Genomic DNA, 25313 nt, shown 5'->3' with positions numbered 1-25313 from the left:
CAATCCAGAGAGTTCCAGATATTCTGCTTGCTCAAGGATTTGTGGATGGACTCCACCATCAGGATGACTTAAAACACGAAATCCGTGGTCAAGGTATCCATGCAACTCCATGAAGCGCAGTGCAGCGAATCGGTTAAACCAGGTGTAGGCCACCGATTCCATTGCTTGAGCAAATCCTTGGAGTTTGATGCGCTCAATCAGCTTGTCTCGTTGCAGACCCACAGCTCTTGGATAGACGCTACCACCAATCGCAACAACATCCCCTCGATGCTCCATCGGAGTGGAACCATTCTCCGAAATCCCAAACCGGTTGGCTCTTGCTGTAACTGCTGCAATGAAGTCAAGACGAGCTTGGGGAGCATAATCTTTCAGATTCTTGCGGTTCATGGTTTTGTCATAACCTTATATAAAGTCAGCGAATTTCAATCCGTTCATTGTTGGCCAAAGCTGATTCCAACTCTTTGCGTAACCGCTGTAAGAAGGCTTCAACATCCTCCTTGCTTTCCAGGAATCCCTTGGATGACAAAGAACTTACCTGCACAACTCTCCGGGCACGTATTGGCTTTGGAGGAGGTGTGGTAATTCCACCACCAGCTGGTTTTGGTGATGGATGAGGTGCTGGTCCTTTCAGTGCTTTGACAATTCTGTCAAACGCCTCGTCTACAGCAGCCTGAGCCTCTGTTTGGAGTTGGGAGATATGTGCGATACTGACCTCCTTCTCCACCTGGTTCTTGATGCCTTGCAGGGGCAATAAACACGCATTACTTAAATCCGCATTCGCTTGATTTTGTTGCAACTCACTCTTAAGTTGAGCAACAAGCTGTTCGATTCTCTCAAGTGCATGGGAACGCTTTTCCCCAACCAATCGGGTGTTGACCATCTCCACCTTCTGGATGAGAGCATCCCCCTCTTTAATCAATCCGTAGGGAGAGGGTGATTGCAATATTTGCAAGATACGTTGTAGTGCAGGACCAGCATCAGCATCCTGCTCCAGTTGTCTTGCATTGGGTTTATAGTGGCTCTGAGCCTTCAGCAGACGTTCCCAAGCCGGTTTCTGGGTCTTGTGAAACTGTTCAAGGTCATGAATATCATCAGAAATGTCTTTAAGGTCATTCTCCAACTCCAGAAACTTAGTGATACGGTCAAAGCTGTCAGAGATGGAGAGAAGTTTGGATACCACGCCTTGAGCATCGGATATTTCGGTTTGACCAGGGTAGTTTCCGGTTTTGGCTAAACCTGACCACTCGCCCAACTTTGACTGCCAGGAGGTGAAACCCTCCTTGATGGACTTATCAAGAGCATCTTCTGATATGGGAGCAAGTTTCCCAAAAAGCTCTTTTGCCAATCGTGCGGCTTTCTGAAGGGTTGGGGTATCAGTAGTTTTCCTCTTGCTGATAGAAATCCGTTTCCACTTAGCCGGTGTTTGAACGGCATCATAAGTCTTATCAACAGGAAGTACCGCTCCATCCATATTTAGAGCGATTTCCCCATTTTTAACCAGCTTCACCACCAGAAGGAGTACTTCCAATTCTGGCCAACCGTAGGGACGACGGCCAAACGGTTTCTCTATCATCTCATCAAGAATGATTTGACGATTTGCCTGAGAAGAAAGGGAGATAAAATTCCCTACCTCTTTGATAGCAGCTTCGTTGATATCAGCATCTGAATCCATGGGATTGTCAAATTGTACAGAACTCAGAATTGACTTAATTTCAGCAAGGGGATTCTTTGACAGCTGACACAAAAAAGACATCTTGCTAAAGGTGTTTTTAATCAGATAATTAAATGCTTCTTCAATGGCAGAAATAGCAGTTGGTTTCTTCAGAGTTAGCTTCTGACCAGCAGCAAAATAGCGTCCTTCTTTGACCAATCTATCAATCACAAACTTTAATCTATCACGACGCTGGCGATTCTCATTTGCTCTTTCTTGAAGAATTTGGCGAGTTGTGCTGGATGCAGAATGGTCATTCTTTCTGGTGATATATTTCTCAGTTTGAAGATAGAGACGGAGTTCCCGTCCAAGTGTTGTGTCATCATCTAAACGGACAATCACCTTATCATCACTTTCCAGGAGGCATTTGCCATCTTTGTACATCCTATAATCATCTGAGAGTGGAGTGACCATCAAAATGGTCAACGCTCCATCTGTTCTGTTTCCATGGGGGTGCAGGTCGCATAGACGATTGATTTCAAAGTCCTTACTGTTATCAGGATAGCGATGCTTCTTCAATCCACCCAACAGGTCATCAAATATAAGTTCTCCAAGGAACTTGGCTTCCTCAGCAGAGGTAAGTTCTACCAGCTTGATTTCACGACTGATATCACGTTCTTCGTTGGTGAGGAAGAAGAACTCTTCCCCGTTCCGGCCTATCAGGGTTTGACCCTCAAGGCGTTGGAGACCTGCTTCAACCTGGTTCCGTATGGCAAGCCTGTCTGCATCAATCTGGTCGATGAAGAGTGTGATAAGATTGTCAACTGTTCCTTTGATTTCATTGACATAACGTATCAAGAACAGAGTCTTAAGTAACAGTCCATCAAACGGTTCCAGGGATGCGTTGCGTGCAGCGTTATCAATGGTGGACTTAACTGCCCCTTCCAAAAAGCTCTCGATGGAAGGATAGAACATGTGCAGGGGAACCAATACGCCGATAGCCTCTCTTAAGACGTTGATGGAGGCTGTCTGGAATGCATCAAGCATCGAGCGTTCACCACGAGCTAGGTGGAGACCAGTTGCTCCTGCTTTTCTTATATTTTCAAATACCTTCTGAACAAGTTGGAACTGATATGGAGCGAAGGGATAGATGGCAGCAAAATCCTCCTCGTTGCCAAAGGCACGGAAGGTCATTCCAGCATTCACAAACCTTAGCTGGTTCTTCAGGATATCCGCCTTACCACAATACACTGCAACCAGTTCATTTTTGGCTGATGGTGTTTTCTCCAACAATCTCCGCTGGATAACTTCATCCACATTGGCGCTGGAGAGGGAGAGACGGGTCTTGAATCTCCCCTGAATCTTGGAGAAGTCATTGGCTTTGGACGCTTTCACTTCACCCAGAACAGCATCAATATCCTCCTGAGAAGTCACTACAATCCACGCTCTGCCACCACAGATAGTTCCAAGGTTCTCGGTGATGGTTTGGAGATTGAGCATAAGGTGTGTGTCTTGGCCAATGAACTGGCCAACCTCATCCACCAGGAAAATGATGCGGTGGTTTCCACCTTTGGAATCGAGATACTCTTTGACCCACTTGGAAAAGTTCTCAACAGTTAAGCTGAAGTCCTTCTCAAACCGTTCAATCCAGGTGTCGGCATCCTGGATTGATTTGCCAAGTGCAGCGGAGAGTGCCTTGGCTACAGAATCAGTGTGGAAATTATAAGCATCTCTCTCCTCCACCCAATTCTTACCGGTATCTAATTGAAAAGAATTTTTAAATGCATTAAATTTCCCGTTTTCTTCCAGGTATCTTTCCATGTGAGCGATATGCGGGTGTTCGCCACAGAAGCCCAATCGCTCGTTGAATACTCTCAAAAATACCTTAAGGATGGAATCACGCCCATCTTTTGCATCAGCTTTTGAGTCAATATTGAAGAGAATGACATCTGCTGGAGTGGAGATTGCTCTTTTGATATCAGCCAAGAGCATGGTATCTGAGATTTTATCTTTAAAGAATTCAAATGCTTGTTTGGTACTGTCTTGATAGGAAATGGTTCTATTGCCAAGCAGATAGGAAAGTATTTTGATAAAATGGGATTTACCAGAGCCGAAGAAACCGGAGACCCAGACACCAACCTTACCAATTATATCTGGGTCATTCTGGCGTGTGATGCTATTTAAGTAAGATTCAAAAAAGCGTCGGAAATGAACATCCAATTCTTTTGTGATGACGTATTCATCCAATTCCTGCCATACGGAAGCATCATCAGCTTGGTCAGCTTTGATGACTCCGTTGATGGACCTGGAGATTGGTTTGGCGAAAAGGTCTTTGATAAGCATTATGAAATCATCCTCTTCTTCATCATCATCAGTCTACGAGCCGGAAGGCTCGATAGTAAGCTCTCTCGTTCAACAATCCAAACAGTCGTAACGCCTGACCATCGTATTCACCGGGATAGAACAGTACCAAGGGGGTCTGTCCCATCAATGGTTGCAAGCTGTTCAAAAGGGTATGGGTCCGCACCAGTGGAAATGCGGTTCCTATACCGGTGAGGAACACCATGCTTGGTTGAACCTCTTGGATTCGCTCATGAATAACTTTAGCCAGCTTGGTGGCATCAAGAGGAGCTTTTAACTTATCTAAAATAAATGGATTTCCCCTATTTGTTTGCATCTCAACTGCTTTATCAAACAATCCACGTTGTTGAAGATAAGTTACAACCAGGTCGAACAGATTGATATTCAACACGGACAGCTCTTGTCTCTTTCTGGGAATCTGTTGCTCCAGAAAGCGGATATGGTCACGGACCGCCAGCTCCTGCTGTGGGGGATAGTCAAACGCATGGAACGGAATCTCATTCCCAAGACCACTCCCTGAGAGGAAATCATCCGAGGTGAGACGGTCCAGAATCTTGTTAAGTCTTTCGGTTAAACTGCTCATGAAGAAACCCTTAAACAAGCAAGAGCAAACTTCTCATCATGTTGCTTCAAAAATGACTCAACATCAGGATGAATAAATACTCTCTGCAATTTCAACAATTTAGTGTCAGAGAGAAACCCTGCTTCCACAAGAATCCGGTATCCGGTTCTGCGGAGGTTCAAGATTGTTCGTTCAGACCACCTGGAAGCGTCTGGACTCTGCTGTTCCCATACCTGCTCCAGGAACCGGTCCCAATGGTGGATGGTCAACCGGTCGTTGAAGCTGCGATACAAATCTTGCAAAACTTGCAACATAAAGATTCCCAGGAGCGGGGAGTACTTCACTGTTGAAGCAAGAAGCATCTGAGTGGCTACCTCCCTGGACCCGAACGCTACGAGAGGCAAGGCATCGGGATGCAGCTTTCCAAGTCTCGCTTTAACTAAATTAGCATAACCTAAAGATGAGTTCAAGGTTCGCTTTTTCAAGATATTTATGATAAGTACTTCTTCCCTCCACACCTCCTCAGAAGGGGATTCGAGCAATAACTTAGCAATAATGCGGCTCTCCTGCAATATAAGGGATGCCTTGGTAAAGTTTGCTGTATAATTTCTCATTCTTTATATAAACTTCATGATAACTTTATTCGTATTGTGCATTTTCTCTGCTGCAAAAACCGCGAAAATGAGCTGATGAGGTGCCAAGGATAGCATCTACAGCGGCTTGGGTCTATACATCGGTGGTGGTGATGCCGCAGTTGAGGTGCTGCGTTCACCCACTGGATTCTCACAACCCGGTCACCACGGTGTTGTGGTCCCTATCAGTTCCACAGGAACCAACCGGCCTCAGAGGTGCTATCTAGGAGGTGTTTTTTTGCAGGATTTTGATTTGAAAGTGATTTTGTGATTAAAATGATGAGGGGGGGGTGTTGTTTCAGCAGATAAACAGCGAGATGGTGAAGGTGATTAACCAGAATGGATAGCGTATTATGGGATTTTCCGTATCTCTGAAAAATGGAGGCAGTGTGTTTGGCACTGCCTCCAACAGAGGATACACAAAGAATGGTCAGTCATTCTTGATGATGAGCGACTCAATTGGAACTCCTTCGGCTAAGAGGTCTCTCATCCACTTGGGGTGCAGACCACGCCTGGAAGCCACTTGAGAAGCATCGTTCGGATTCTGATAAAACGGCGTAGCCTTGACACCCGCATCTGTTCTCTTTCTCTTGGTCTTTCCTTCTTCAACCGGAATTTCAGCAGCTTCGGTATTTGCAATCCCGAACACTTTATTGATGGAAAGTCCAAGAGCTTCCGCCTCCAGGAGGGTTTTCTTTCTGAAATCTTCTTCTATTTGCTTCTTTTGCCTTTCAATCTCAGCATCTATGGACTTTCTCCACTTCAACAAGGTCTTGTACGGCACACCCACAACCTGCAATTCCTCTTCATAAGTGGGAGGAACAGGTGCCTCTGCTACGGGTTTTATCTCCTTCTCTTCAGCAGCTTGACTCACGGTCTTCTTGCTCGCAGCCATTGGTCAGTCTCCATTTTTTAGAATAAAATGAATAGTGCCAATATGATGAGAATTTCTACAAATTTTGTCAATGATTTTCTGTGAGATTGAAAAAATAACTTCAAGGAGAAATTTTATCTATCTCTTCCAGATGCTTGAAAGAATACTGCCAATTATTGTTTTACTATTCTCTCTTGATTCTATTGGACCGCTTTCAATGATTCTTGAGTAGAATTTGTCATAAGTAACATTCCTATTTAACACCAGAACATTCACATTCCCGTAATCTGCTTCTATTCTTCTACTCCAAAATGGAGCACTATAACCATCTTGTTCAATTTCAGAATCTATTTTCGTGATTTCTTCAACGCTTGTGCCAGATTTTGTCAGCAGTGACAAATCATGGACAGCATTGTACTGATTTCTAGAGATGAAGAAAATCACGTTATCAGGCTGAAGTGTCTTTATAATGTGAAACAGCGTGTTAAGTCCATTGGCACAATTATCAAGAATACTATCTTTTATAGACTTCGATGGAAATGGACACGGAATTAAGGTTGCGTATGCGATGCTATCAAATTGCGGGTTGTCAAACAAATTTTCAATGCACCCATCAATAAAGAAGGCGGTTTGTGCATCTAAGTCGTGCAGCATGTAATTTAGGCTCATTTTGTTTGTAAAATGCGAAGAACCTACGAAGAGAACTCTAGGATTGGCGTGCCAGTACCCTAAACCCACATAAGGTGCTATCGGAGTTTTGGTAGGTACAGAACATCTCTTGCAGTACGCATTGTAGGGAATTTTAAGCGTGTCAAAAAACAGACGGTCAAAATCAACTTTATAGTCATTCATTGGAGACTCCTATTCCATGTAAAAATGGAAAATTTAGATGAGAGTGTGCAAAAATTCTGTACAAGAAGGGAACGGTTCTTGTATTTTAAATCCGTTAAGGGTAGAATCAAAAAATCGTCTCAATCACAATTCACGAGCTGCCATGAAAATCTCTCTCGGTGATTCTACTAAAGCTGTTCTCTTTATCAGAGTTAGTACTGAGGAACAGCATCTCGGTCCTAAAGCCCAAAAGGATGCGATTGAACGCTGGTGTCAGTTCAACGGTGTCTCTCCTGTTGCTACGTTCCAAGAGTCCATCTCCGGTGGTGCCGGTCTTGAGCATCGTCATGAGCTGATGGCAGCTATCGACTGTATGAAGACCAGTGGAGCAGGTATTCTCCTTGTTGCCAAACGTGACAGACTTGCCCGTGATTCCATGCTCGCCGCTATGATTGAGCGGCTCGTAGAAAGAGCAGGAGGCCGTGTGGTGTCAGCAGATGGTGTTGGAAACGGAACCGGTCCTGAAGCACAACTTATGCGTGGGATGATTGATTTGTTCGCTCAATATGAGCGGGCACTTATCCGCTCTCGCACCACCGCTGCTATGGCGGTCAAACGGTCCAAGGGAGAGCGTGTAGGTGGAATCCCCTTCGGCTATTGCATGCATAATGATGGTGTAACTCTCCTACCACACGAAACGGAACAGGAAACCATCCAGACAATTGCCAATCTCCGCAACTCTGGGATGACTCTGAAGGCCATCACCGAGAAATTGAACTCAGATGGTATCCCTTCTCGTGGTTCACGCTGGCATGTGACCAGCGTGGTCAATGTTCTACAAAAATTCAAACCTCAGAATACTAGGTGTTCTATGTGACAAAATTTGAGAATGGATTCTTCCAAATATTCAATCCGGTTTTAATGTGTGCATGGTAATCTGTTACCATGTTGAAGAAAACGGAATGAATGTTATGGTGATTGAATATCAAAAAATAATCAATTAGCATGCCATTACTCAGCAATCAGAGTATCAAATCACGAAAAATGTATCTTGACAATTCCGCAACATTATAAAACAACAGGTTATCCGATGCATCTCTAATCTCGCTCAACCAACCTTTCTTTCAACCATTCTTGCAAATCTGCTATTTTATAAAAAATCTTGTGGTTGCCAAATCGCATAAACCTTGGACCTTTAATGTAAGAGTTTCTCTGACGGTATTTTTCAAGAGTTGCAGGAGATAAATTCAAAAACTTGCCAGCTCCAACTGTATCAAGAATGGACTCTTTGGAAAATCCTACAGTGATTGAATCTTGAGAAATGCTTGTCATCATTTTCGTATGCTCCACTTTCAAAAATTACGGGTGCTCACCCTTATAATATCAAGCCTTATGACATGGTGGAATGTCGAAGGATAAGCTGAGATTCAATGCTCTCTTGAAAGATGAAACGTTTGTTGAGTTTCAGAAGAATCTTCCCGAAAAACCCGTTTCTATATATTGTTTCTGGAAAACGGGAAAAACGGGGATTGTATATATATTGATTGATGATATGGAATCATCATCAATCATAGGTAATGGTGTATATATATTTGTGGTGCTTTTTTTGTAAGTGGCCACTTAGAAAAGATACAAGACACAACATACTAATTATAGTGTAATAGAAAATATTGTGTGTGTACTAACTATTGTAAGTGGTTACCTACTTAATGCACACCTACTGATTAATATATAATCGTAATTAGTTGGTGTGTTTTTTCTAAATGGCCACTTAGTATTTAATACACACAATTACCAACAGATGTATAAGTTGAAAGATGAAAAACGAATCAATCAACAATCAATAAATATTGAAGATTTTTCTAACCATCACCACTTGATTTTATAAGTGACTGAGGTGCAATCATTTCCCGAAATTCCCGAAATTCCCGTTCTTCTTATAGAAGGTGGATTTTCGGGAATGGTTAAGAGTTGATGGTGATTTGACAATGAGGTTTTATTGTTAAAAGAAGATACGATAGTTTGAATAGTTTATAGCGCATTTTTTGATATCATCTTCCATCTTCAAATGAAGCTTCCTTACAGACGCATCAGTTGAGAGAGAATAACGAATCAATCAACAATCATTGCATTTTGATGATTCTTTTAACAATCACCATTGAATTTTTTAACTGATGGAGAATTATTTTTTCCCGAAATTCCCGAAAAATCCCCACTCTATAGCAAGAACGGGAATTTCGGGAAGGGTTAAGTGATGGTTGTGATTTGACAACGAGGTTCGATTGTTGAAAAGAGCTTGATAGTTTGAGAAGCTCATGAAGCCATTTTCAGATGCAATCTGCCATCAGCTAAATTGAAGATTCCTTTTGATACTAAACCGTCAATGGAGGCTTTAGCTCGTTCTCTTTGTCTGGATTTTTCACAGTCAAGATTTTGAGAAACCATTGAAACCGCCTCATCCATAGTAGGTTGAGCAGAAGTAGTTGATAACGCTTGCATCAAGATATTTCTAGCAACTTCCTGGTTTTTTGGTAAAGACCTGTGGAGAATAGACTGTGAACCTCTACCGGAATTTTCGACCAGACCTTCATCAATAACACAAGAGCTGATTTCATCTCCATCTTCATCAGTAGCAAGAGTAATTCTGCGCAATGAAAACGGATACACCGTGTTTGATACCTCATTCCGGCTCTTGGTTAGCTTCCAGTTGCGAGAATTCTCTGAAACAACAGAAACCTCAAGAGCAACGTCAATCGCGGCGTGAATCAAACTGTGGCCACGCATGCCCCTGGAAACATCTTTACCTGTATGGTGGATAACAATGACTACCCCTCCAACCAGATTTTGTAGCAATTGCAGGTGAGAGATAATCCTACTCATGCTTTGCGAGCTGTTTTCATCAACTCCACTGGCGGCCTGGCTGAGAGTATCAATGATGATTGCACAGCCATGACCAGAAGATTTGATAATTGAGTCTGCCAATCGCTCGATATCTTCCATTGAATGTGCATTAAATTGTTGAGAGAATATAAAACTCAAATGGGACTCTGGAATTTTTGATTGCATTTCAAGAGCTTTCAATCGAGCAGAATAGCCAGACTCTCCCTCTAATGCCATATAAACAACGGGAACCATTTCGGTGATACTCCCAAACCATTTTTCACCATTGGCAATCGCTGTGGCCAGATGAAGAGCCAGAAACGATTTGCCCGAACCAGATGGTCCATACAGTACTACGATGCCAGTTTGAGGAATTATCTTCTTAACCAACCACTTCTGAGGAGGCATCTCAAGCACACTTAAAGCGGGAGTTAACGTGTATAGTGTAGTACTGTTGATGAAGTCTGGTTTTGACGGCTTCTTCTCCTGCTCCAAATCAACAGCCTCTTTGTTCCCCTGGGAATCCGAAACATCAGAATTTCCAGCAGCTTGCTGAACGTATTCACTGTCTAAATTTCTTTTCAAGGTATCATTCATTGTAAGTATCTCCCGAACTCGTCACAAAGTTGAATCGATTATTTTATAGCAGAAAAGAAAGAGTGTGGCGATAAACAGCCAGCTTTATTTTGTGCGTTCTTGTAACCGCTGCTCACTTTTTTCAGCAGCTCATAATTACTCCATGGTGGAACACACCGCTGATTCCAGAATTCTAAAAGCAGCTCAAAACACTTACTTTCAGAAACCCCGTAATCTCGAACTTTCCGAATGACTTTGATAGAATTTGCATCACCGCCATTCCCCTCTATAGATGGTGGAGCGACTTCTTTCAAGTATCGAGAAGCGATTGTGATGGATTCTTTTGAATCTATATAAGCCGGTTGTTCGATTCCAAAATCATTTGGAACCGGACAATGAGCGGGCTTTATTCTCTCTGAAACAGGCGTATAACGTTGTTTGCAACTTATGAAATGATTTTTCCAATTTACTGGCAATTCTGGCAATGCGGTAGTGTCGGTGATTATGGAATATTTCCTTCCATCAATGATAGATTCCGGTCCCACGACGTAACCGCCTACAGAACGTATATCAAGACCTTCACCAATCGCTCCAACTGAGTTTCCGATATCTGCAATCAGTTGGAAATAGTAGTGAAATCCACCACTTGGCGTGGAAACTGTTAAGGTGGATGGAAGTCCCCCAAACTCATTGGAGAGTTTGTTGAGCGACTCCACCCCGTTCTTGCCATTTTTCATGTCCACATCAATCACGAAAAGGCTGGTAACACCGTAATTCAGGCGCTTGTTCTTCAGCATAAGTTCAATCTCTTCTGGATTGGAAGATGCCATATCCTGCCAACCAGATTTAAGGGGAGTTTTGCCATTTGGAAGTAATGGGAAAATCTTCCCACCCAGTGAAGCAATTTTGCATGCTGTGCTTAAGATATCCATGGTGTCCAACCTCTCATCGTTTACGCAAAAGTTCAGGAACTCTGTTAAGGTGCATCATTCGATTTTTGTGAAATACGGGTAAGCACCAGGCTTTCTTTCACCACTTGCAACTTTTTGAACAGCTTTCAAATCGTAATACATGGATTTTTTTCCATCTGTCATGCCGAGGACAATCTCAATTTTAGCATTGACGATATCATTTTTCTTGATATTGTCAGCACTTATCAATGTGGCATCTTTGTCGTACACAGGAACAATATTGAAAGATGTTGCCCATATAGACGCATTTTTGTTTTCTAAGCTAACATAGTTTTTTATTTCTTCAGAAGACGACCATCCAGTCATCTGGAGAATATCTTTTACGACAGTATCGAAATCTGATTTCTTCGATGCGAATTCCAGCTTTGCTTTCCACTGTAATCTTCCAAAGTAGTCAGCGCCTACGTCTAGATTTGCGTATTTTACAATCACATTACTCAGTGTAAAAATCACCGATGTGTTTACTGTTGCCATTTCCGTTTCCTCGAAAAAGTTGTTGATGTTTGTCTCTCTTCTATAAAGCCTTAGCGATACGTCTTCTGGTGATATCTTAGGAATGATAAGGACCACCATTTTCCAGCATTGTTTTATAATTCCTACAGCGATTATTCCTGTGAAATTCTGCCAACTCAAACCTTTTCTTCTGGGAGAAGTTCCTTACTTAGCACTATCCCATAAATGATAAAATACCAATCTGTTCATCAGTATGTGCTTTTTATATTCAATAACGAGTTCCATAATGTTTTCCAGATTGTCTATGAGGTCATTACTCTCTGATACAGTTTACAAACAACAAATTCATATTTCACAAAGTGGAAACTAAGATAATCTTATGAGTGGGAGGGTATTCTGACCCATCCCACTTATTTTGCACCATATCTGCTACCCATGACTGGTAACAGGCCCAAAGAATTACTCATCTCTTTGAGTTGATTTCCAATTTTTCACCATCTCAAGAGCCTCAGCAATTTGTTCAGAGTTCATGTGTTTTGAAATCTCTGTACGAAAGTCCATGGCATCTTCACCACCCTGTTCCACGGCAAGGGTCAACCACATGTAGGATGTCACATAATCTTCTGGCAATCCTCTTTTATCTTCGAGGCTTAGCCATATAGGTTCTCCATTTGAGTCCTCTGGCAGACCTGTTCTTTCCGCATACAAAGAACCAAGCATTGTTTGTGCGAGGACATAACCACCATTGGCGGCCATGCAAAAAAGCATTATCGCCTTACTGAAGTCTGGAGGTCCGTAATACCAATTGAGAATCTCCATTGCCAGCATGTATTTTGATTTTGCGTTACCATATTTTAAGGATTCACAAAACGCCTCAAAATATGCTTGCTGACTATTATCACCTTTGGATATATATATCAGCATGGTTAGTTGCCACAGAGCGCCAGCATACCCATTTTGCGCAGCCAGGATAAACATCTCTATTCCCTTTGCAATGTCTCGAATCTCTTCTTCACCATGACATAGTATATTACCCATATTGTTCATGGCATATTCTGACCCTCTGTCAATAGCCATTTGACACAATCTAAATGCCTCAGCGATGTTTTTTGGCACACCATTTCCTTTATAGTACATTAAGGCCAAATTCGACATGGCACTTCGATTGTCTAGCTTAATAGCTAGACGGTAGTACTTAACTGCTTTTCTGAGGTTCTGTGGCTTTCCTTGACCATCCTCGTACATTGTGCCCAAGTCGCATAAAGCATCCGGGTCATGTTTTTTTGCAGCTAGCTCGATAAGCCTAACTCCTTTTTTGATGTCCTGTGGGACTCCTTCCCCTCTTATATATCGTCTTCCAAGCCTCATCTGAGCTTGTGCATTTCCAGCTTTGGCATCCTTGATATCCTTCTCAAGATTTGACAATCCACCTTCATTTTCCGAAGATTCCGCACTCAATTCTTTCTTCTCTCCATTTTGTTTCATCAGATTAATTGCATATGATGAACAGCTCGCAGTATCTACTCGGAAAGAACTAATATTGCTTCCGATTTTCACACGGTTCTCGTTTTGCTCGGTTTCTTCCGTTTTCATCTCCAAATCTTGTTGTTGAATGGTTACATTTAGTGTAGCATTTCCATTCACATTGGAATTCGAAGTACCACTATTGCCACCAAAAATGTTCAATTCCCTGATTGTTTTAGCTTTCCTATCCATATCAAAGATAAGTTCTTGAATGGTTTTCTTTGATTGTACCCGACCATTTTCGTTTGAATGCGAAGTACCACTATTGCCACCGACATCGTTCAACGCCTTTACCATTGTAGCTTTCATTTCCATCTCCGAATCTTGTTGTTTAAGGGTTACGTCTGATGCAACATTTCCATTCTCACTGGTATACGAAATACCACTTCTGCCACCGACAACGTTCAACGCCTTTGTTGATTTCATTTTCGTCTCTCCAAGTGCTCATGCTACGTTAGTGTACAAACAGTCATATCCTGTAACCATCAATAAACCGCCTGATGGGTGTTGCTCCAACCCTTTGATGGGTTGTTCAGCAGAACGTTGATGTCTTCTGCTCTCCATACCGTGGTGCGTGGTCCAAGCTTTACTGATGGGGGGAAACGTCCTGAAGCCACCCCGGCCCACCAGGTGGATTTTGAAACCGGATACAGCTCAAGGATGTTGTTGATTTTCAGGAAGACCTTTCCATCCACAAATTGGCGGTAGGTCGCCTCTTTCGTGCGTTGTTCTTTAGACGTGCTATCGATTCCGTACTTGTTCATTTTTCGTTTTCCTTTTCCTTTCTATTCGATTCCTTGTTCGTTGCTGTTCATTCGAGTGGTTCCTCGTTTTCGTTGGAAAGGAAGTTATCATGAACAATCATCCTTGTCAAAAACTAAAACTGATAAAGGTAATCACACCTGTTACCTAACAGGTGCCTTCTGTGTGACAGGACTAGATTTCTTCATTTTAGAAGCATGAAAAAAAAGAATAGGCTGTTAGCTAACTGCTGGCTGTTAATTAGCAGGCGGTTGGGTGGTCAGGAATGAAGATGAAGAGGGATGATTTGATATGGGGTGTCCAAGTTGGCAAAAACTACGTGCTTGGACAATAGACCCGACAGCACGCTGAAATAAAATTTATTTGCAGCATGTTGTGGCGATTTTCATTAGCTAAAAATTGAGCAGAATAGGGCGTTTTTGGACATCACAGATTTGATATCGTATATTGACAGATTTAGAACTCGCTAAATCCTACACTGAATTTTGAATTAATCGATGAAGAGAATTCTTTCCCAATCCTTTTCTGACAGTGCAGTTGCTGCTTTTAAATGGTTTCTAATATTTGTCTGTCCTTTATCTTCTGCTTTGTTGTTATCTGCTCCTAATTCTGGAAAAAGATGATTTGCTATATCTTTGTTGGATATTCCTGACTGTTTGGCATCAAGTACTCTCAAATATGATTGGTAGTTGTCGCAAACTTTTCTTGGGTCTGATGGAGATTCTATAAAATCCAGTTGAGCCAATTTCTTTTTTCTTTGAGTGAGCACTTTTTTGATTGATGAAAGCTGTTTATCAATTGAGAGTGATACGTCAAATTTAACAAGAATTTCAGTGCTAGAATAAAGAAAGCATAAAAACCCTTTATCCATTAATTCGCCATCATCTAATCCGCCAAACATTTCTCCTGCATCACTATCTCCATTTACCCAATTTTCACTATCTTCGGATACCATGCAAAATGATGGTGTGATATCTTTATCAAAAACTCCTTCTTTATAGTTGTTGCTTGGGTTGAATAGATGGATTAAGTTTGACCATGATTTGTTTAGCCTGTATCTGGTTAAAAAATCATACACCGTTAGTTGCTCAGAGAACAACGATGACTGTTCTTCTCTTAAAGTATCTTCTAATTCTCTTATTTCGCCTGTTAGAAACTCCTTATCAGTTTCTGTCTCAATTTCTGAATTTAAATCGCTGATATATTTCTTAATAGAAACCTGGAATTCTGACAAATCAGACTCCATTTCTTTTGCAGTTTCTGATGCTTCTGCTGCTCTTAAAAAATTTTTTTGATAGTTCTTATTTCTGCGTAAAAATTCCCACGCCCACTGCTCGATGCTTGTAGTGTCAACATCAGGATATTCTGAGGGATTCTTCCAGTTTGGGAGCCAATCTGGTTTTGACATGTTTTTTCTCATTTTTAAAGGTTTGTTGTTTATTTAATTCCAGCCAGTTTGTCTAAATAATCTGCCCAAGCTTGCATCATTTTCTTTCGCTCAGGCAGGTATTCTGCGTAATTATAGGATGCTCGAACCGAATCTCTTTCAGCGTGGGCAAGTTGCCTCTCGATGGCATCGCGGTTCCATCCCTGTTCATTGAGAAGAGTAGAGGCCATACTCCTGAAACCATGTCCAGTCATTGTACCTACCTCGTACCCAAGACGACGTAGAGCAGCAGTGATGGTGTTTTCTGACATTGGCCGGTCATCTGAACGAGCACCTGTGAACACATATTTACATTTTCCAGTAAGTGGATGTAGTAGTTCCAGGATTGCCAATGATTGTCTGGAAAGGGGAACGATATGGAGCTTTCTCATTTTCATCCGTGTTCCCGGTATTCGCCATTCAGCGTCATCCAGGTTAAATTCTGACCATTCGGCTTGTCGAAGCTCTCCAGGACGTAGAAAGACCAGCGGAGCCAATTGTAGCGCACATTTGGTCACGAAGGAACCTGAGTAGCCGTTGATAGCCCTCAGCAACTCTCCAACAGCTTTTGGGTCTGTGATTGTAGGGTGATGCTCTTCTTTGATAGAGGTTAATGCTCCTCGAAGAGCGAATGTTGGGTCATACTCAGCTTTGCCACTGGCCACTGCAAATCTGAAGACCTGACCAATTATCTGCCTTACTCGATGCGCTGAAGTAATCACACCTCGGAGTTCCATTCTTTCCAGCACCGCCAAAATGTCTGGTGCTCGCAAATCCCGTATCTGGGCTGTTCCAAGGTGAGGGAATACGTCAATCTCCAGGCGTCTGGTTACAAGGTTGACATGTCCCGCTGTCACGGTTGGTTTGAGCTTCTTTTCAATCCATTGTCGAGCGATAACCTCGAACGTACCTCCACCGGCCAGAAGTTCCTTTTCCTGTTCTCGATGTTCCGACGGGTCTATCCCAGATGCTCGGAGCGCTCTTGCCTCATCACGCTTTTTACGGGCCTCCTTCAGGGTGACCTCCGGGTACTGACCGAAGGAGAGGGTATTCTGCTTTCCATTGAATCGGCGGTAGGTACATTTCCAAAGCTTGCTGCCTGTTGGTTCCACTTGGATGAACAGGCCACCACCGTCAGATTTTTTGATGGTCTTGACGGAAGCCTTGAGACTTCGGAGTGTTGCGTCACACAATTTGCCTGGCTTTTCTTCAGATTTGGAGTCACTTGGAGATGCAGAGCTTATTGGAGGCATGTGTTGGTCTCCCGCGTGTTTGTTTGTCACTGACCAACATATAGCCCAACAAATTTGTTGGATGCAAGCGGATTTCCTTGGACTACTCTGGACACAAAAAAGCCCGTAAATGTTGATTTTTACGGGCTTATTGGACTTTTTTGGACTATGCTGGATAATGAATTGGCGTCCCCAACGGGAGTCGAACCCGTGTTGCCGGCGTGAGAGGCCGGTGTCCTAGGCCACTAGACGATGGGGACGTCGGGTGTGGCGCGCTCTCTTTTACCGCTTCTTGACCCGGCTGGCAAGTGCTTTTTTGCGCGTTCCCGAAAAACTCTGCAGGAGTTGCTTCAAGAGACCACGGCAATGGGAATGATCGAGGGCTTGCGGCGTTTTTTGGCGGCCTGTAACGCCTCTAAATATTCCTGCCAATAGCGCTCCTGTTGCAGCCCCAAATCAAACAGGGTGCTCCAGGAGAAGACGCCGCTGTCATGGCCATCGCTAAAGGCAATCTTCAACGCATAACGGCCAACCGGTAGCAGCGATTGAATCGTCACCCCCTGTTTGCCATCAATCAGTTTGGCCTGATCGGGAGTGTGTCCGCAACAGTCGGCACAGGGACATTTGACACGCAAATATTCCATGGGATAAGAAAAAATTTCCCCGCTATCCCAGGTGATCTGCAGGCGCTGCTCTTGGCTCTTTTGGCGGATTTCGTTGGGAATATGTTCACTGCCGTATGACATGGGCCTCTTCTCCGTAGGCAATCAAGAGTGATGGGTCTCGGTGGGATCCTCTTGCGGAGTGCTGCTGGCATTGCTCTCCATCAACAGGCGATAACGTTGATAATCGCTCTGCCGCAACAGACCACGCCAATCACCAGGTGGTGGTGCGTAAGCTGCCAGGGTGCGGCGAATACGCTCTTCACTGGTGCGACTTTGTGTGGGCGTCCAGGAGGAACGGGCTTCACTGATTCCCTCCAAAACCGCCTGATTATCCTCCAAATGACCAGTACAGCATAACAGCAGATCACAACCTGCCGAAAGAGCCCGTTGGGCCCGTTCCGACAAGGGACCATGCAGTGCTCCCATCTCCAGAGCATCACTGACTATCAAGCCGTTAAATCCCCATTTTTTGCGCAGCAGGCCGTGCAACAGCTCCCGTGACCAGGTGGCGGGCTCTTCGTCGAAGGCTTTGGCCACCAGATGCGCGGTCATCAAGGCCGACAGTCGGGGCAATAACAGACGAAAAGGCATGAGCTCCCGTTCGCCCAACTCCTCACGGCTGCCAGAAATCACCGGCAGGCTTTTGTGCGAGTCGGCACGAGCGGCGCCATGTCCGGGAAAATGTTTGCCCACCCCCATGATGCCCTGACTTTGCAAGCCGTCGAGCCAGGCGCCAGCCAACATGATCACCTGTTGCGGCGTATCACCAAAAGCCCGTTCTCCAATCACCGGATCGGCTCCTTTTTCGCGCAGATCCAATACCGGTGCGCAATTGATGCCGATACCGATGGCCGCCAACTCCATGCCACAAAGCTGCCCGGCCAGCATTGCCAATTTGGCAGCCTGTCCGGCATCACGGCGTGCCAGTTCGGCCCAGCGCCAAGGGTTGGGATAACGGGTAAAAGGATCACGCAAACGCTGGACACGGCCACCCTCCTGGTCCAGCCAGATGGTGCAGAGTGGTGAAACCTCTTCGCGGATCGATTGAATCAAATCCTGGAGTTGATCGGGATCCTGAATATTGCGGCTGAATAGGATGATTCCGGCGGGTTGAACCTCTTGCAAAAAATGACACTCTTCACTGCTTAGTTGGTAAGAGGCGATGCTGGCGACCAAATGCTGACCTGCAGAATCGGCTGTGCTCATGCGACATCCTGTGTATAGTATACGGAGTGCTTGCGGAGACTCCGGTATCCATGCTTTACCCTCTATTGACGGCAAAGATTAATGTTACCATGAACCTAACCATTTGGGCCAGGATTTGTTGGCCCCTTCTTTTGCTGGGCTATTCGGCGCTCATCTATTCCCTCTCTTCGGCGCCTATCCTGTTGCCGGGGCCTGGTTTTCCTCTGAAAGATAAGCTGCTGCATTTTTTGGGCTATGCTCTCTTGGCTGCGCTGGCCTGGCAGAGTGGGCGCAGTTGGCAGTTGCGCGCCTCTTCCTGGTATGCTTGGGGGTATGCGGCGCTCTATGGGATCAGCGATGAATGGCATCAATATTATGTGCCGGGCCGGTCAGCAGAGGTGGCCGATTGGCTGGCTGACAGTTTGGGAGCTGCTTGTGTAGTGGCTCTGTTGGCCTGGAGAGAGCGCAAAAAACAGCAAGGTGGCGCATGAAACAGACAGAAAAGGCTCGGATTATGGCGATTTTTTCCCTGTGGCAACAGGCGGCACCCCATCCCGGCAGCGAGCTGCAATTTGCCTCAGCGTTTGAGTTGCTGGTGGCGGTAATTCTGTCGGCGCAAGCCACCGATGTGGGGGTCAATCGGGTGACCCAAAAGCTCTTTGCTGTGGCCAATACGGCACAAGCTCTGTTGGCCTTGGGAGAAGAGGGGATTATCGCCCATATTCGTTCCCTGGGGCTCTATCGCAACAAGGCCAAACATCTCTTGGCGATGAGTCAGTTGTTGCTGCACGAATATGGCGGAGAGGTGCCGCAGGAGCGTGCGGCTTTGCAACGCTTGCCGGGAGTGGGACGCAAAACCGCCAATGTGGTGTTGAACGTGGCCTTTGGCCAACCGACTCTGGCGGTGGATACCCATGTGTTTCGGGTGGCGCACCGCCTGGCTCTGGCACAAGGTCGTACCCCGGAGGCGGTCGAGCAGGAACTTTTGCGCTGTATTCCAGAACAATTTCTCGCCCATGCCCATCATTGGATACTGCTGCATGGTCGGCATGTTTGTCAGGCGCGACAACCACGCTGTGCGCAATGTCCGTTGCCTGCCTATTGTCCCCAGGCTTTTGCCGGGCAGAGAATTAAAGAGAATCAGAAAAAATAAGTGGTTGCGTAATGGTTTGCCCTGTGCTATCACATCCGCGGATAGGTGAAAATGCGCTTTGTCAGAGCGGGAGGATGCGCAAAATATGGGTTTATTGGGCCGGAAAATGCCGGACGGATCGATCAATCAAGGAGAGTGCAGCATGAAGAAATGGCAAAAATGGCTGTTGACCGGCATGGTGTCTTTGCTTGCTTGGCCGCTCGGGGCCAACGCCAGCACAGCACCGATTGTGATCAAATTCAGCCATGTGGTGGCTGTCGATACCCCAAAAGGAAAAGCTGCTGAAAAATTCCGTGATTTGGCTGCCAGTTATACCCAAAACCGCGTCAAGGTAGAGGTCTATCCCAACAGTCAGCTCTACAAGGATAAAGAGGAGCTGGAGGCGCTGCAAATGGGAGCGGTGCAGATGTTGGCTCCCTCTCTTGCCAAGTTTGGGCCGCTGGGAGCCAAAGAGTTTGAGGCTTTTGATCTGCCCTTTTTGTTCAATGACTTTGATGCTTTGCACAAGGTGACCAAAGGTCCGCTGGGGCAAACGCTGCTGCGCAAATTGGAACCAAAAGGCATTATTGGGCTTGCCTATTGGGACAACGGTTTCAAACAGATGAGTGCCAACAAACCACTGCGCGAACCGACTGATTTTCAGGGTCTGAAGATGCGTATTCAATCCTCCAAGGTGCTGGATGCACAAATGCGTGCCATGGGCGCCATGCCGCAAACCATGGCCTTTTCGGAGGTCTATCAGGCTCTGCAAACCGGGGTGGTGGATGGTACGGAAAATCCCCCCTCCAACTTCTATACCCAAAAGATGCACGAGGTGCAAAAATATCTGACCATCTCCAATCATGGCTATCTGGGTTATGCCGTTATTGTCAATAAGGATTTTTGGATGGGGCTGCCCGGCGATCTGCGTCAGCAACTGGAAAAGGCGATGAGCGAGGCGACAGTGTATGCCAATCAGATTGCCAAACAGGAGAATGATCAGGCAGTGGAGGCGGTACGTGCCTCTGGCAAGACCGAGGTGCTCACTTTGACTCCGGCCCAACGGCGGCTCTGGCAACAAAAAATGATGGTCGTCCATACGCAAATGGAGGATCGGATCGGCAAAGAGCTGATTGCCGAGTTGCATCGAGCTGCTGGTTTTGATGCCGGTCGCTGACTCTCTTTATTCCTACAAAATGGTTGGTGCCGCTGGGGGAGCGGCACCGCCGGGATGACTCTCCATGCGCGCATTTTTTGACCATCTGGAAGAGTGGCTGATCAGTTTTCTGATGGCTGCGGCGACCGTCTTGATCTTTGCTGCCGTTGTTCATCGTTATGCCTCCGGCGTTCCCGCCCTCTATCCCTATCTCTCCACTTTGAATACCTCGTGGGCCCAAGAGTTGTGTATTTACATGTTTGTCTGGATGGCCAAATTTGGCGCCGCCTATGGCGTGCGTACCGGTGTGCATGTGGGAGTGGATCTGCTGGTGCACAAACTGGAGCCACGACGCCAAAAGCCGGTCATTCTCTTTGGTCTCTCCTGTGGGGTTTTCTTTACCGCCATGATTGGTACTTTGGGAGCCCATATGGTCTGGAAAATCTCCCATACCCAACAAACCTCTCCCGATCTGGAGGTGCCGATGTGGCTGGTCTATCTGTGCATTCCCCTGGGCTCCTATTTGATGAGTTTTCGTTTTATTCAGGTGATGATCCGTTTTTCCCGTACCGGCAAATTGCCACACCATGAACCGATTCCGGTAGAAGAGCTGGATGTCCATGCGGCTGGCAGTGAAGCCAGCGGTCACCCACTGGTGGGACGGGAGTTTTTGCGATGACTGCTGCTATTATTTTTACTCTGTTGGCTTTGCTGCTGCTGACCGGCATGCCCATCTCAATCGCTTTGGGCATGACTGTGCTGATTTTTCTCTTTACCCTGACCAAGGTACCCCTGGAAGCGGTGGCCATGAAGCTGTTTACCGGGATTGAAAAGTTTGAAATCATGGCCATCCCCTTCTTTATTTTGGCCGGAAACTTTCTCACCCATGGTGGCGTGGCCAAACGCCTGGTGAACTTTGCTACGGCGCTGGTGGGCCATTTTCATGGTGGTTTGGGGATTGCTGGCGTCATCGCTTGCGCCCTCTTTGCCGCCATCTCTGGCTCCTCGCCGGCCACCGCCGCCGCCATCGGTTCAATCATGATACCCGCAATGCTCAAAGCCGGTTTTCCTTTGCGCTTTGGTGCTGGCTCCATCGCCACCGCCGGAGCTCTCGGTATCCTGGTTCCCCCCTCTATTGTTATGGTCATGTATGCTGTTTCCACCAATACCTCGGTGGGCGCTCTGTTCATGGCCGGTATTATTCCTGGTCTGGTTCTGGCCTTTTTGCTGGCGTTGACTACCTGGTATCAGGCCAAAAAAAACAACTATCCCCGGCAACCGCGCGCTTCCCTCGGCGAAGTCTGGCATACCTTCCAGCAATCCAGTTGGGGTTTGCTGTTGATCGTGATTGTTTTGGGCGGAATCTATTCCGGTATGTTCACCCCTACGGAAGCGGCTGCGGTCAGCGCTGTCTACTCTTTTATCGTCGCAGTCTATATCTATCGGGTCTTGCCGCTGCGTGATGTGCCCAAGGTCTTGCTGGCTTCAGCCAATATGAGCGCCATGCTCCTCTATATCATCACCAATGCCACGCTCTTTTCCTTTTTGCTTACCCACGAAAATATTCCCCAACAGATGGCGATGTGGATGCTGGATCAGGGCTTGAGTGCTTTCAGCTTTTTGTTGGTGGTCAACCTGATTTTGATACTGGCTGGCGACTTTATGGAGCCCTCTTCGATTGTCTTGATCATGGCTCCCATTCTCTTTCCTATTGCCACCAAGCTGGGTGTGGATCCGGTCCATTTTGGGATTTTGATCACGGTCAATATGGAGGTGGGCATGGTGACGCCGCCAGTCGGTTTGAATCTCTATGTGGTCAGTGGTTTGATTGATCGTGGACTGACCGAGGTGACCATTGCGGCCATCCCCTGGATGTTGACCACCGTTGCATTTCTTATGGTCGTGACCTATTGGCCGCCGCTCTCCCTGTGGCTGCCGCGTCTGTTGGGCATGATTCCTTAAAAAGGGTGCAACGTTTTATGATTGGTATGGCGTTTGTATTGGTTAAATGCTTGATATTCAAAAAATTGCTGCAGGTGCAATAAATGTTCTAAGCTGAATCAAATGTTGCAGGGGTTGTCTGCATGCTTGTTTCATGATGTGGGTGTAGGTTTGGCCGCAACAAGGGGTGCCAAGGAGCGACAGGCGCAACCCAAAGCTTTCCGCTTGCAGGGGTCTCATGCTCTTTGGCTCTGAATGAATATGTTTTTTCGAGATATAAAGCGTTTCAGCGAGAGGCGGGCATAAAAAAAGCCGGGCGACCAGGAGTTAGAGGGGGGGGGCTCCCGATCAGCCCGGCAGGAAGACACAGACCGCGAGGTCCGCTTCTTCTTTCCGATAGCGGGTCATCAAGACCCGAAATATTTTAGTTTAGTCAAGCCGGCCAGGAGTTAGAGGGGGGTACCCCCGACCGGCCTGACAGAGAGACGCAGATCCAAAGAACCCGCATCTCTTTACTTCCTCCCGGTTCGGCAAGCGAAGCGATCCGGTCACCACATCCATCGTTTGCTGCTGTTTCGCCAGGTCGTCCAGAGTGACCCGCTGTTGTCTTTACTAGAGCATCATTCGTGCCAGTTTTTAATCCCTCATCATGAAGGGTGCATTTCCCACTCTGACTCCCCTTTTTTGCGGCGGGCCAGTCGTTGATTGAGAGCCTGTCGGGTGATGCCCAAGAGAGAGGCGGCGATACCCTGGTTGCCTTTGCTGATCTGCAGGGCATGGTGCAGGAGAAACTCTTCGGCCTCTTTGATGGTGGGCGGACGGGTGGAGTTGGGCCAGGAGAGTTGTGGCCCTGTGTGTGGCGGAGTATTGCTGGCAGGCAGGCTGTTTTCGGGATAGCTCTGCATGGTGGCGATATGCTCTTTGAAGCTGCGCAGCGAGAGTATGCCGCGGCGATGCTGGGCCACAGCATCAAAGACCATGGCCCGCAGTTCGCGAATATTGCCCGGAAAAGGATAGCTGGAGAGCAGAGAAAAGAGCTCCGGGGTTGGAGTCGGTGGCTCTTTGCCGACGGAACTGGCTGCCTCCTGCAGAAAATGGTTGACCAGCAAAGGAATATCTTCGGCACGGTCGCGTAACGGTGGCAGGTGGACCTGGTGGCCGGCCAGACGATAGTAGAGATCGGCACGAAAATGGCCGCTCAAGATGCGCTCTTTGAGATGGCGATTGGTGGCGGCCACGACATAAATATCGGCATGTTTGCCGATGTCGGATCCTAACGGAAAATATTTTTTCTCCTGCAGCAGGCGCAACAGCTTGACCTGACTGGTTTCGCTGAGATCACCAATCTCGTCGAGAAAGAGGGTTCCCCCTTGGGCTTTGGCAATTTGTCCTTCGCGATTTTGATCGGCGCCGGTATAGGCTCCTTTGCGATGGCCAAAAAGGGTGTCGGAAAAGACCATATCATCCAAACCGGCCACATTGACCGGAACAAAGGGGCCACGGCGTCCGCTCAAGGTGTGCATGGCGGCGGCAATCGACTCTTTACCCACTCCGGTTTCGCCGGTGATCAACACCGGTTCACGGGTGGTGGCGATGGCTTCCATATATTGAAACAAGGAGCGCATGCGGCTGCTGTTGGTAACAATGCCGGCAAAGGCTTCATGGTGGGGAATATTTTCGTTGAGCAGACACCCTTTCAAGGCATCGACCTGCCGGCGCAGCGAGTATAACTGTCTGGTTTGTTCGGCCAGGGCCAGCAGGCGCTCTTTTTCGATGGGTTTGAGCAGATAATCCATCGCCCCCTCTTTCATGCAGGCAACCGCCATCTTCACATCCTGCATGGCGGTCAAGATCACCACCGGCAGATCGGGATAGAGGCGTTTGATCTCGCCAAGCAGTTGCAGACCAGAGAGGTGTGGCAAGTGCAGATCCAGAACCACCATGGCCACGGGATGCTGTTCCAGGAAGGGCAACACGGCGCGACTCTCTTGCAGGGTGGAGACCGGTTCAAAGCCGGAGCGGCGCAACAACAGACTGGCGCCCAGGAGAATACCAGCCTCATCATCGACCAGCAGGATATGAGGTAGTGAAGAAGATGTATTAGTCATGACTTGCCATGGTTCAACTGCGAGTGCGGAAAAGGGATCTACTCGGCAGGTGCCGTTTATAAAGATCTATTCCGGCTCATTGCTATCATTGCCAACCGATCAGAATATTGCGGACGCGAATAGGGGGAAAAGCGGTGTGAGTGCCAAGGCAGTCCAACCGATCGCAGCTTCCCCCCTGAGTAAAGCGACCATCTTCTCATTATGACGATGCTTGCCAGTAAAATCAATCCGCTATAGAGGAAATTTATGGCTCTGCAATCTTTTTCAGCGCCACGACCATGTCTGGACACAGGGCAATCGCATTTGAAAATCAGAAAATTATTAGGGAGGTCCAGGAGGAGATTATCTCCTCCTGGTGGGTGCAGGGCAAAGCCCTGCTGGTAATGTGCGG

The 25313-nt window shown here is 46.4% G+C and carries 22 protein-coding genes, 1 tRNA gene and 1 pseudogene; 6 read left to right on the top strand and 18 right to left on the bottom strand.

The genetic code is table 11. The features are described from left to right. The 6 genes and pseudogenes from EJP87_RS03735 to EJP87_RS03710 form a co-directional block, all read right to left on the bottom strand. A pseudogene (locus EJP87_RS03735) lies at positions 1 to 387 on the bottom strand (BREX-1 system adenine-specific DNA-methyltransferase PglX); the annotation flags it as partial. Positions 388 to 412: 25 nt separating this feature from the next. Continuing rightward, a complete protein-coding gene (gene brxC, locus EJP87_RS03730) occupies positions 413 to 3994 on the bottom strand; it encodes a BREX system P-loop protein BrxC (RefSeq protein WP_130470524.1) in 3582 nt (1193 codons plus the stop codon). Positions 3995 to 4022: 28 nt separating this feature from the next. Further along, entirely contained in the window at positions 4023 to 4595 is a 573-nt protein-coding gene (locus tag EJP87_RS03725; protein WP_130470523.1) for a DUF1788 domain-containing protein, read from the bottom strand. Continuing rightward, positions 4592 to 5188: a DUF1819 family protein gene (locus EJP87_RS03720; RefSeq protein WP_130470522.1), complete on the bottom strand. Its 597-nt coding sequence runs from the start codon at positions 5186 to 5188 to the stop codon at positions 4592 to 4594. The genes EJP87_RS03725 and EJP87_RS03720 overlap by 4 nt, the downstream gene beginning before the upstream one ends. 448 nt (positions 5189 to 5636) lie before the next feature. After that, the gene (locus tag EJP87_RS03715; RefSeq protein WP_130470521.1) at positions 5637 to 6101 is read right to left on the bottom strand and encodes an H-NS family nucleoid-associated regulatory protein; all 465 of its coding nucleotides are present in this window, start codon (positions 6099 to 6101) and stop codon (positions 5637 to 5639) included. A 117-nt stretch (positions 6102 to 6218) separates the two neighbouring features. Beyond that, the gene (locus tag EJP87_RS03710; protein ID WP_130470520.1) at positions 6219 to 6932 is read right to left on the bottom strand and encodes a hypothetical protein; all 714 of its coding nucleotides are present in this window, start codon (positions 6930 to 6932) and stop codon (positions 6219 to 6221) included. Positions 6933 to 7074: 142 nt separating this feature from the next. Between EJP87_RS03710 and EJP87_RS03705 the strand changes: the two genes are divergently transcribed. Further along, on the top strand, positions 7075 to 7788 hold the full coding sequence (locus tag EJP87_RS03705; RefSeq protein ID WP_193771116.1) for a recombinase family protein: 714 nt from the start codon (positions 7075 to 7077) through the stop codon (positions 7786 to 7788). Positions 7789 to 8009: 221 nt separating this feature from the next. Here the strand turns inward: EJP87_RS03705 and EJP87_RS03700 are convergent, their stop codons facing one another. The 11 genes from EJP87_RS03700 to nagZ form a co-directional block, all read right to left on the bottom strand. After that, positions 8010 to 8246 (bottom strand): hypothetical protein, encoded by a 237-nt coding sequence (locus EJP87_RS03700; protein ID WP_227657434.1) that lies wholly within the window; start codon positions 8244 to 8246, stop codon positions 8010 to 8012. A 978-nt stretch (positions 8247 to 9224) separates the two neighbouring features. Then, positions 9225 to 10388: an AAA family ATPase gene (locus EJP87_RS03695; RefSeq protein WP_130470518.1), complete on the bottom strand. Its 1164-nt coding sequence runs from the start codon at positions 10386 to 10388 to the stop codon at positions 9225 to 9227. A 38-nt stretch (positions 10389 to 10426) separates the two neighbouring features. Further along, positions 10427 to 11299 (bottom strand): bifunctional DNA primase/polymerase, encoded by an 873-nt coding sequence (locus EJP87_RS03690; protein WP_130470517.1) that lies wholly within the window; start codon positions 11297 to 11299, stop codon positions 10427 to 10429. 54 nt (positions 11300 to 11353) lie between these two features. Continuing rightward, the gene (locus tag EJP87_RS03685) at positions 11354 to 11971 is read right to left on the bottom strand and encodes a hypothetical protein (RefSeq protein WP_130470516.1); all 618 of its coding nucleotides are present in this window, start codon (positions 11969 to 11971) and stop codon (positions 11354 to 11356) included. A gap of 279 nt (positions 11972 to 12250) precedes the next feature. Beyond that, positions 12251 to 13741 carry a tetratricopeptide repeat protein gene (locus EJP87_RS03680; protein ID WP_130470515.1) on the bottom strand — a complete coding sequence of 497 codons (1491 nt, stop codon included), beginning with the start codon at positions 13739 to 13741 and terminating at the stop codon, positions 12251 to 12253. 59 nt (positions 13742 to 13800) lie between these two features. Then, positions 13801 to 14079 carry a helix-turn-helix transcriptional regulator gene (locus EJP87_RS03675; protein ID WP_130470514.1) on the bottom strand — a complete coding sequence of 93 codons (279 nt, stop codon included), beginning with the start codon at positions 14077 to 14079 and terminating at the stop codon, positions 13801 to 13803. A 488-nt stretch (positions 14080 to 14567) separates the two neighbouring features. Continuing rightward, positions 14568 to 15485, bottom strand: coding sequence for a transcriptional regulator domain-containing protein (locus EJP87_RS03670; RefSeq protein ID WP_130470513.1), 918 nt, complete (start codon positions 15483 to 15485; stop codon positions 14568 to 14570). Positions 15486 to 15514: 29 nt separating this feature from the next. Beyond that, positions 15515 to 16756, bottom strand: coding sequence for a tyrosine-type recombinase/integrase (locus EJP87_RS03665; RefSeq protein ID WP_130470512.1), 1242 nt, complete (start codon positions 16754 to 16756; stop codon positions 15515 to 15517). A 163-nt stretch (positions 16757 to 16919) separates the two neighbouring features. Then, positions 16920 to 16995, bottom strand: a tRNA-Glu gene (locus EJP87_RS03660). 90 nt (positions 16996 to 17085) lie between these two features. Continuing rightward, complete coding sequence (locus EJP87_RS03655) at positions 17086 to 17481, bottom strand: gamma-butyrobetaine hydroxylase family protein (RefSeq protein ID WP_130470511.1); 396 nt, start codon at positions 17479 to 17481, stop codon at positions 17086 to 17088. Between the two features lie 21 nt (positions 17482 to 17502). Then, positions 17503 to 18606 (bottom strand): beta-N-acetylhexosaminidase, encoded by a 1104-nt coding sequence (gene nagZ / locus EJP87_RS03650; RefSeq protein ID WP_130470510.1) that lies wholly within the window; start codon positions 18604 to 18606, stop codon positions 17503 to 17505. Between the two features lie 89 nt (positions 18607 to 18695). Between nagZ and EJP87_RS03645 the strand changes: the two genes are divergently transcribed. From EJP87_RS03645 to EJP87_RS03625, 5 genes are all read left to right on the top strand, one after another. Continuing rightward, entirely contained in the window at positions 18696 to 19076 is a 381-nt protein-coding gene (locus tag EJP87_RS03645) for a VanZ family protein (RefSeq protein WP_193771115.1), read from the top strand. Then, the gene (gene nth / locus EJP87_RS03640; protein WP_130470508.1) at positions 19073 to 19738 is read left to right on the top strand and encodes an endonuclease III; all 666 of its coding nucleotides are present in this window, start codon (positions 19073 to 19075) and stop codon (positions 19736 to 19738) included. The genes EJP87_RS03645 and nth overlap by 4 nt, the downstream gene beginning before the upstream one ends. Before the next feature lie 142 nt (positions 19739 to 19880). Next, on the top strand, positions 19881 to 20894 hold the full coding sequence (locus tag EJP87_RS03635; RefSeq protein WP_130470507.1) for a TRAP transporter substrate-binding protein: 1014 nt from the start codon (positions 19881 to 19883) through the stop codon (positions 20892 to 20894). 64 nt (positions 20895 to 20958) lie between these two features. Further along, entirely contained in the window at positions 20959 to 21552 is a 594-nt protein-coding gene (locus EJP87_RS03630; protein WP_130470506.1) for a TRAP transporter small permease, read from the top strand. Then, positions 21549 to 22835, top strand: a complete 1287-nt coding sequence (locus tag EJP87_RS03625; RefSeq protein ID WP_130470505.1) for a TRAP transporter large permease — start codon at positions 21549 to 21551, stop codon at positions 22833 to 22835. The genes EJP87_RS03630 and EJP87_RS03625 overlap by 4 nt, the downstream gene beginning before the upstream one ends. A gap of 626 nt (positions 22836 to 23461) precedes the next feature. On the opposite strand, the gene EJP87_RS03620 is transcribed toward EJP87_RS03625, so the two are convergent. Continuing rightward, positions 23462 to 24922 carry a sigma-54-dependent transcriptional regulator gene (locus EJP87_RS03620; RefSeq protein ID WP_130470504.1) on the bottom strand — a complete coding sequence of 487 codons (1461 nt, stop codon included), beginning with the start codon at positions 24920 to 24922 and terminating at the stop codon, positions 23462 to 23464. Positions 24923 to 25313 lie beyond the last annotated feature (391 nt).

Origin of the sequence: Candidatus Magnetaquicoccus inordinatus (assembly GCF_004217665.1) — a bacterium.
GTDB classification, from domain to species: Bacteria; Pseudomonadota; Magnetococcia; order Magnetococcales; family Magnetaquicoccaceae; genus Magnetaquicoccus; species Magnetaquicoccus inordinatus.
Note: the sequence above shows the minus strand (reverse complement) of the source record. Positions and strands in the feature narration are given on the sequence as shown.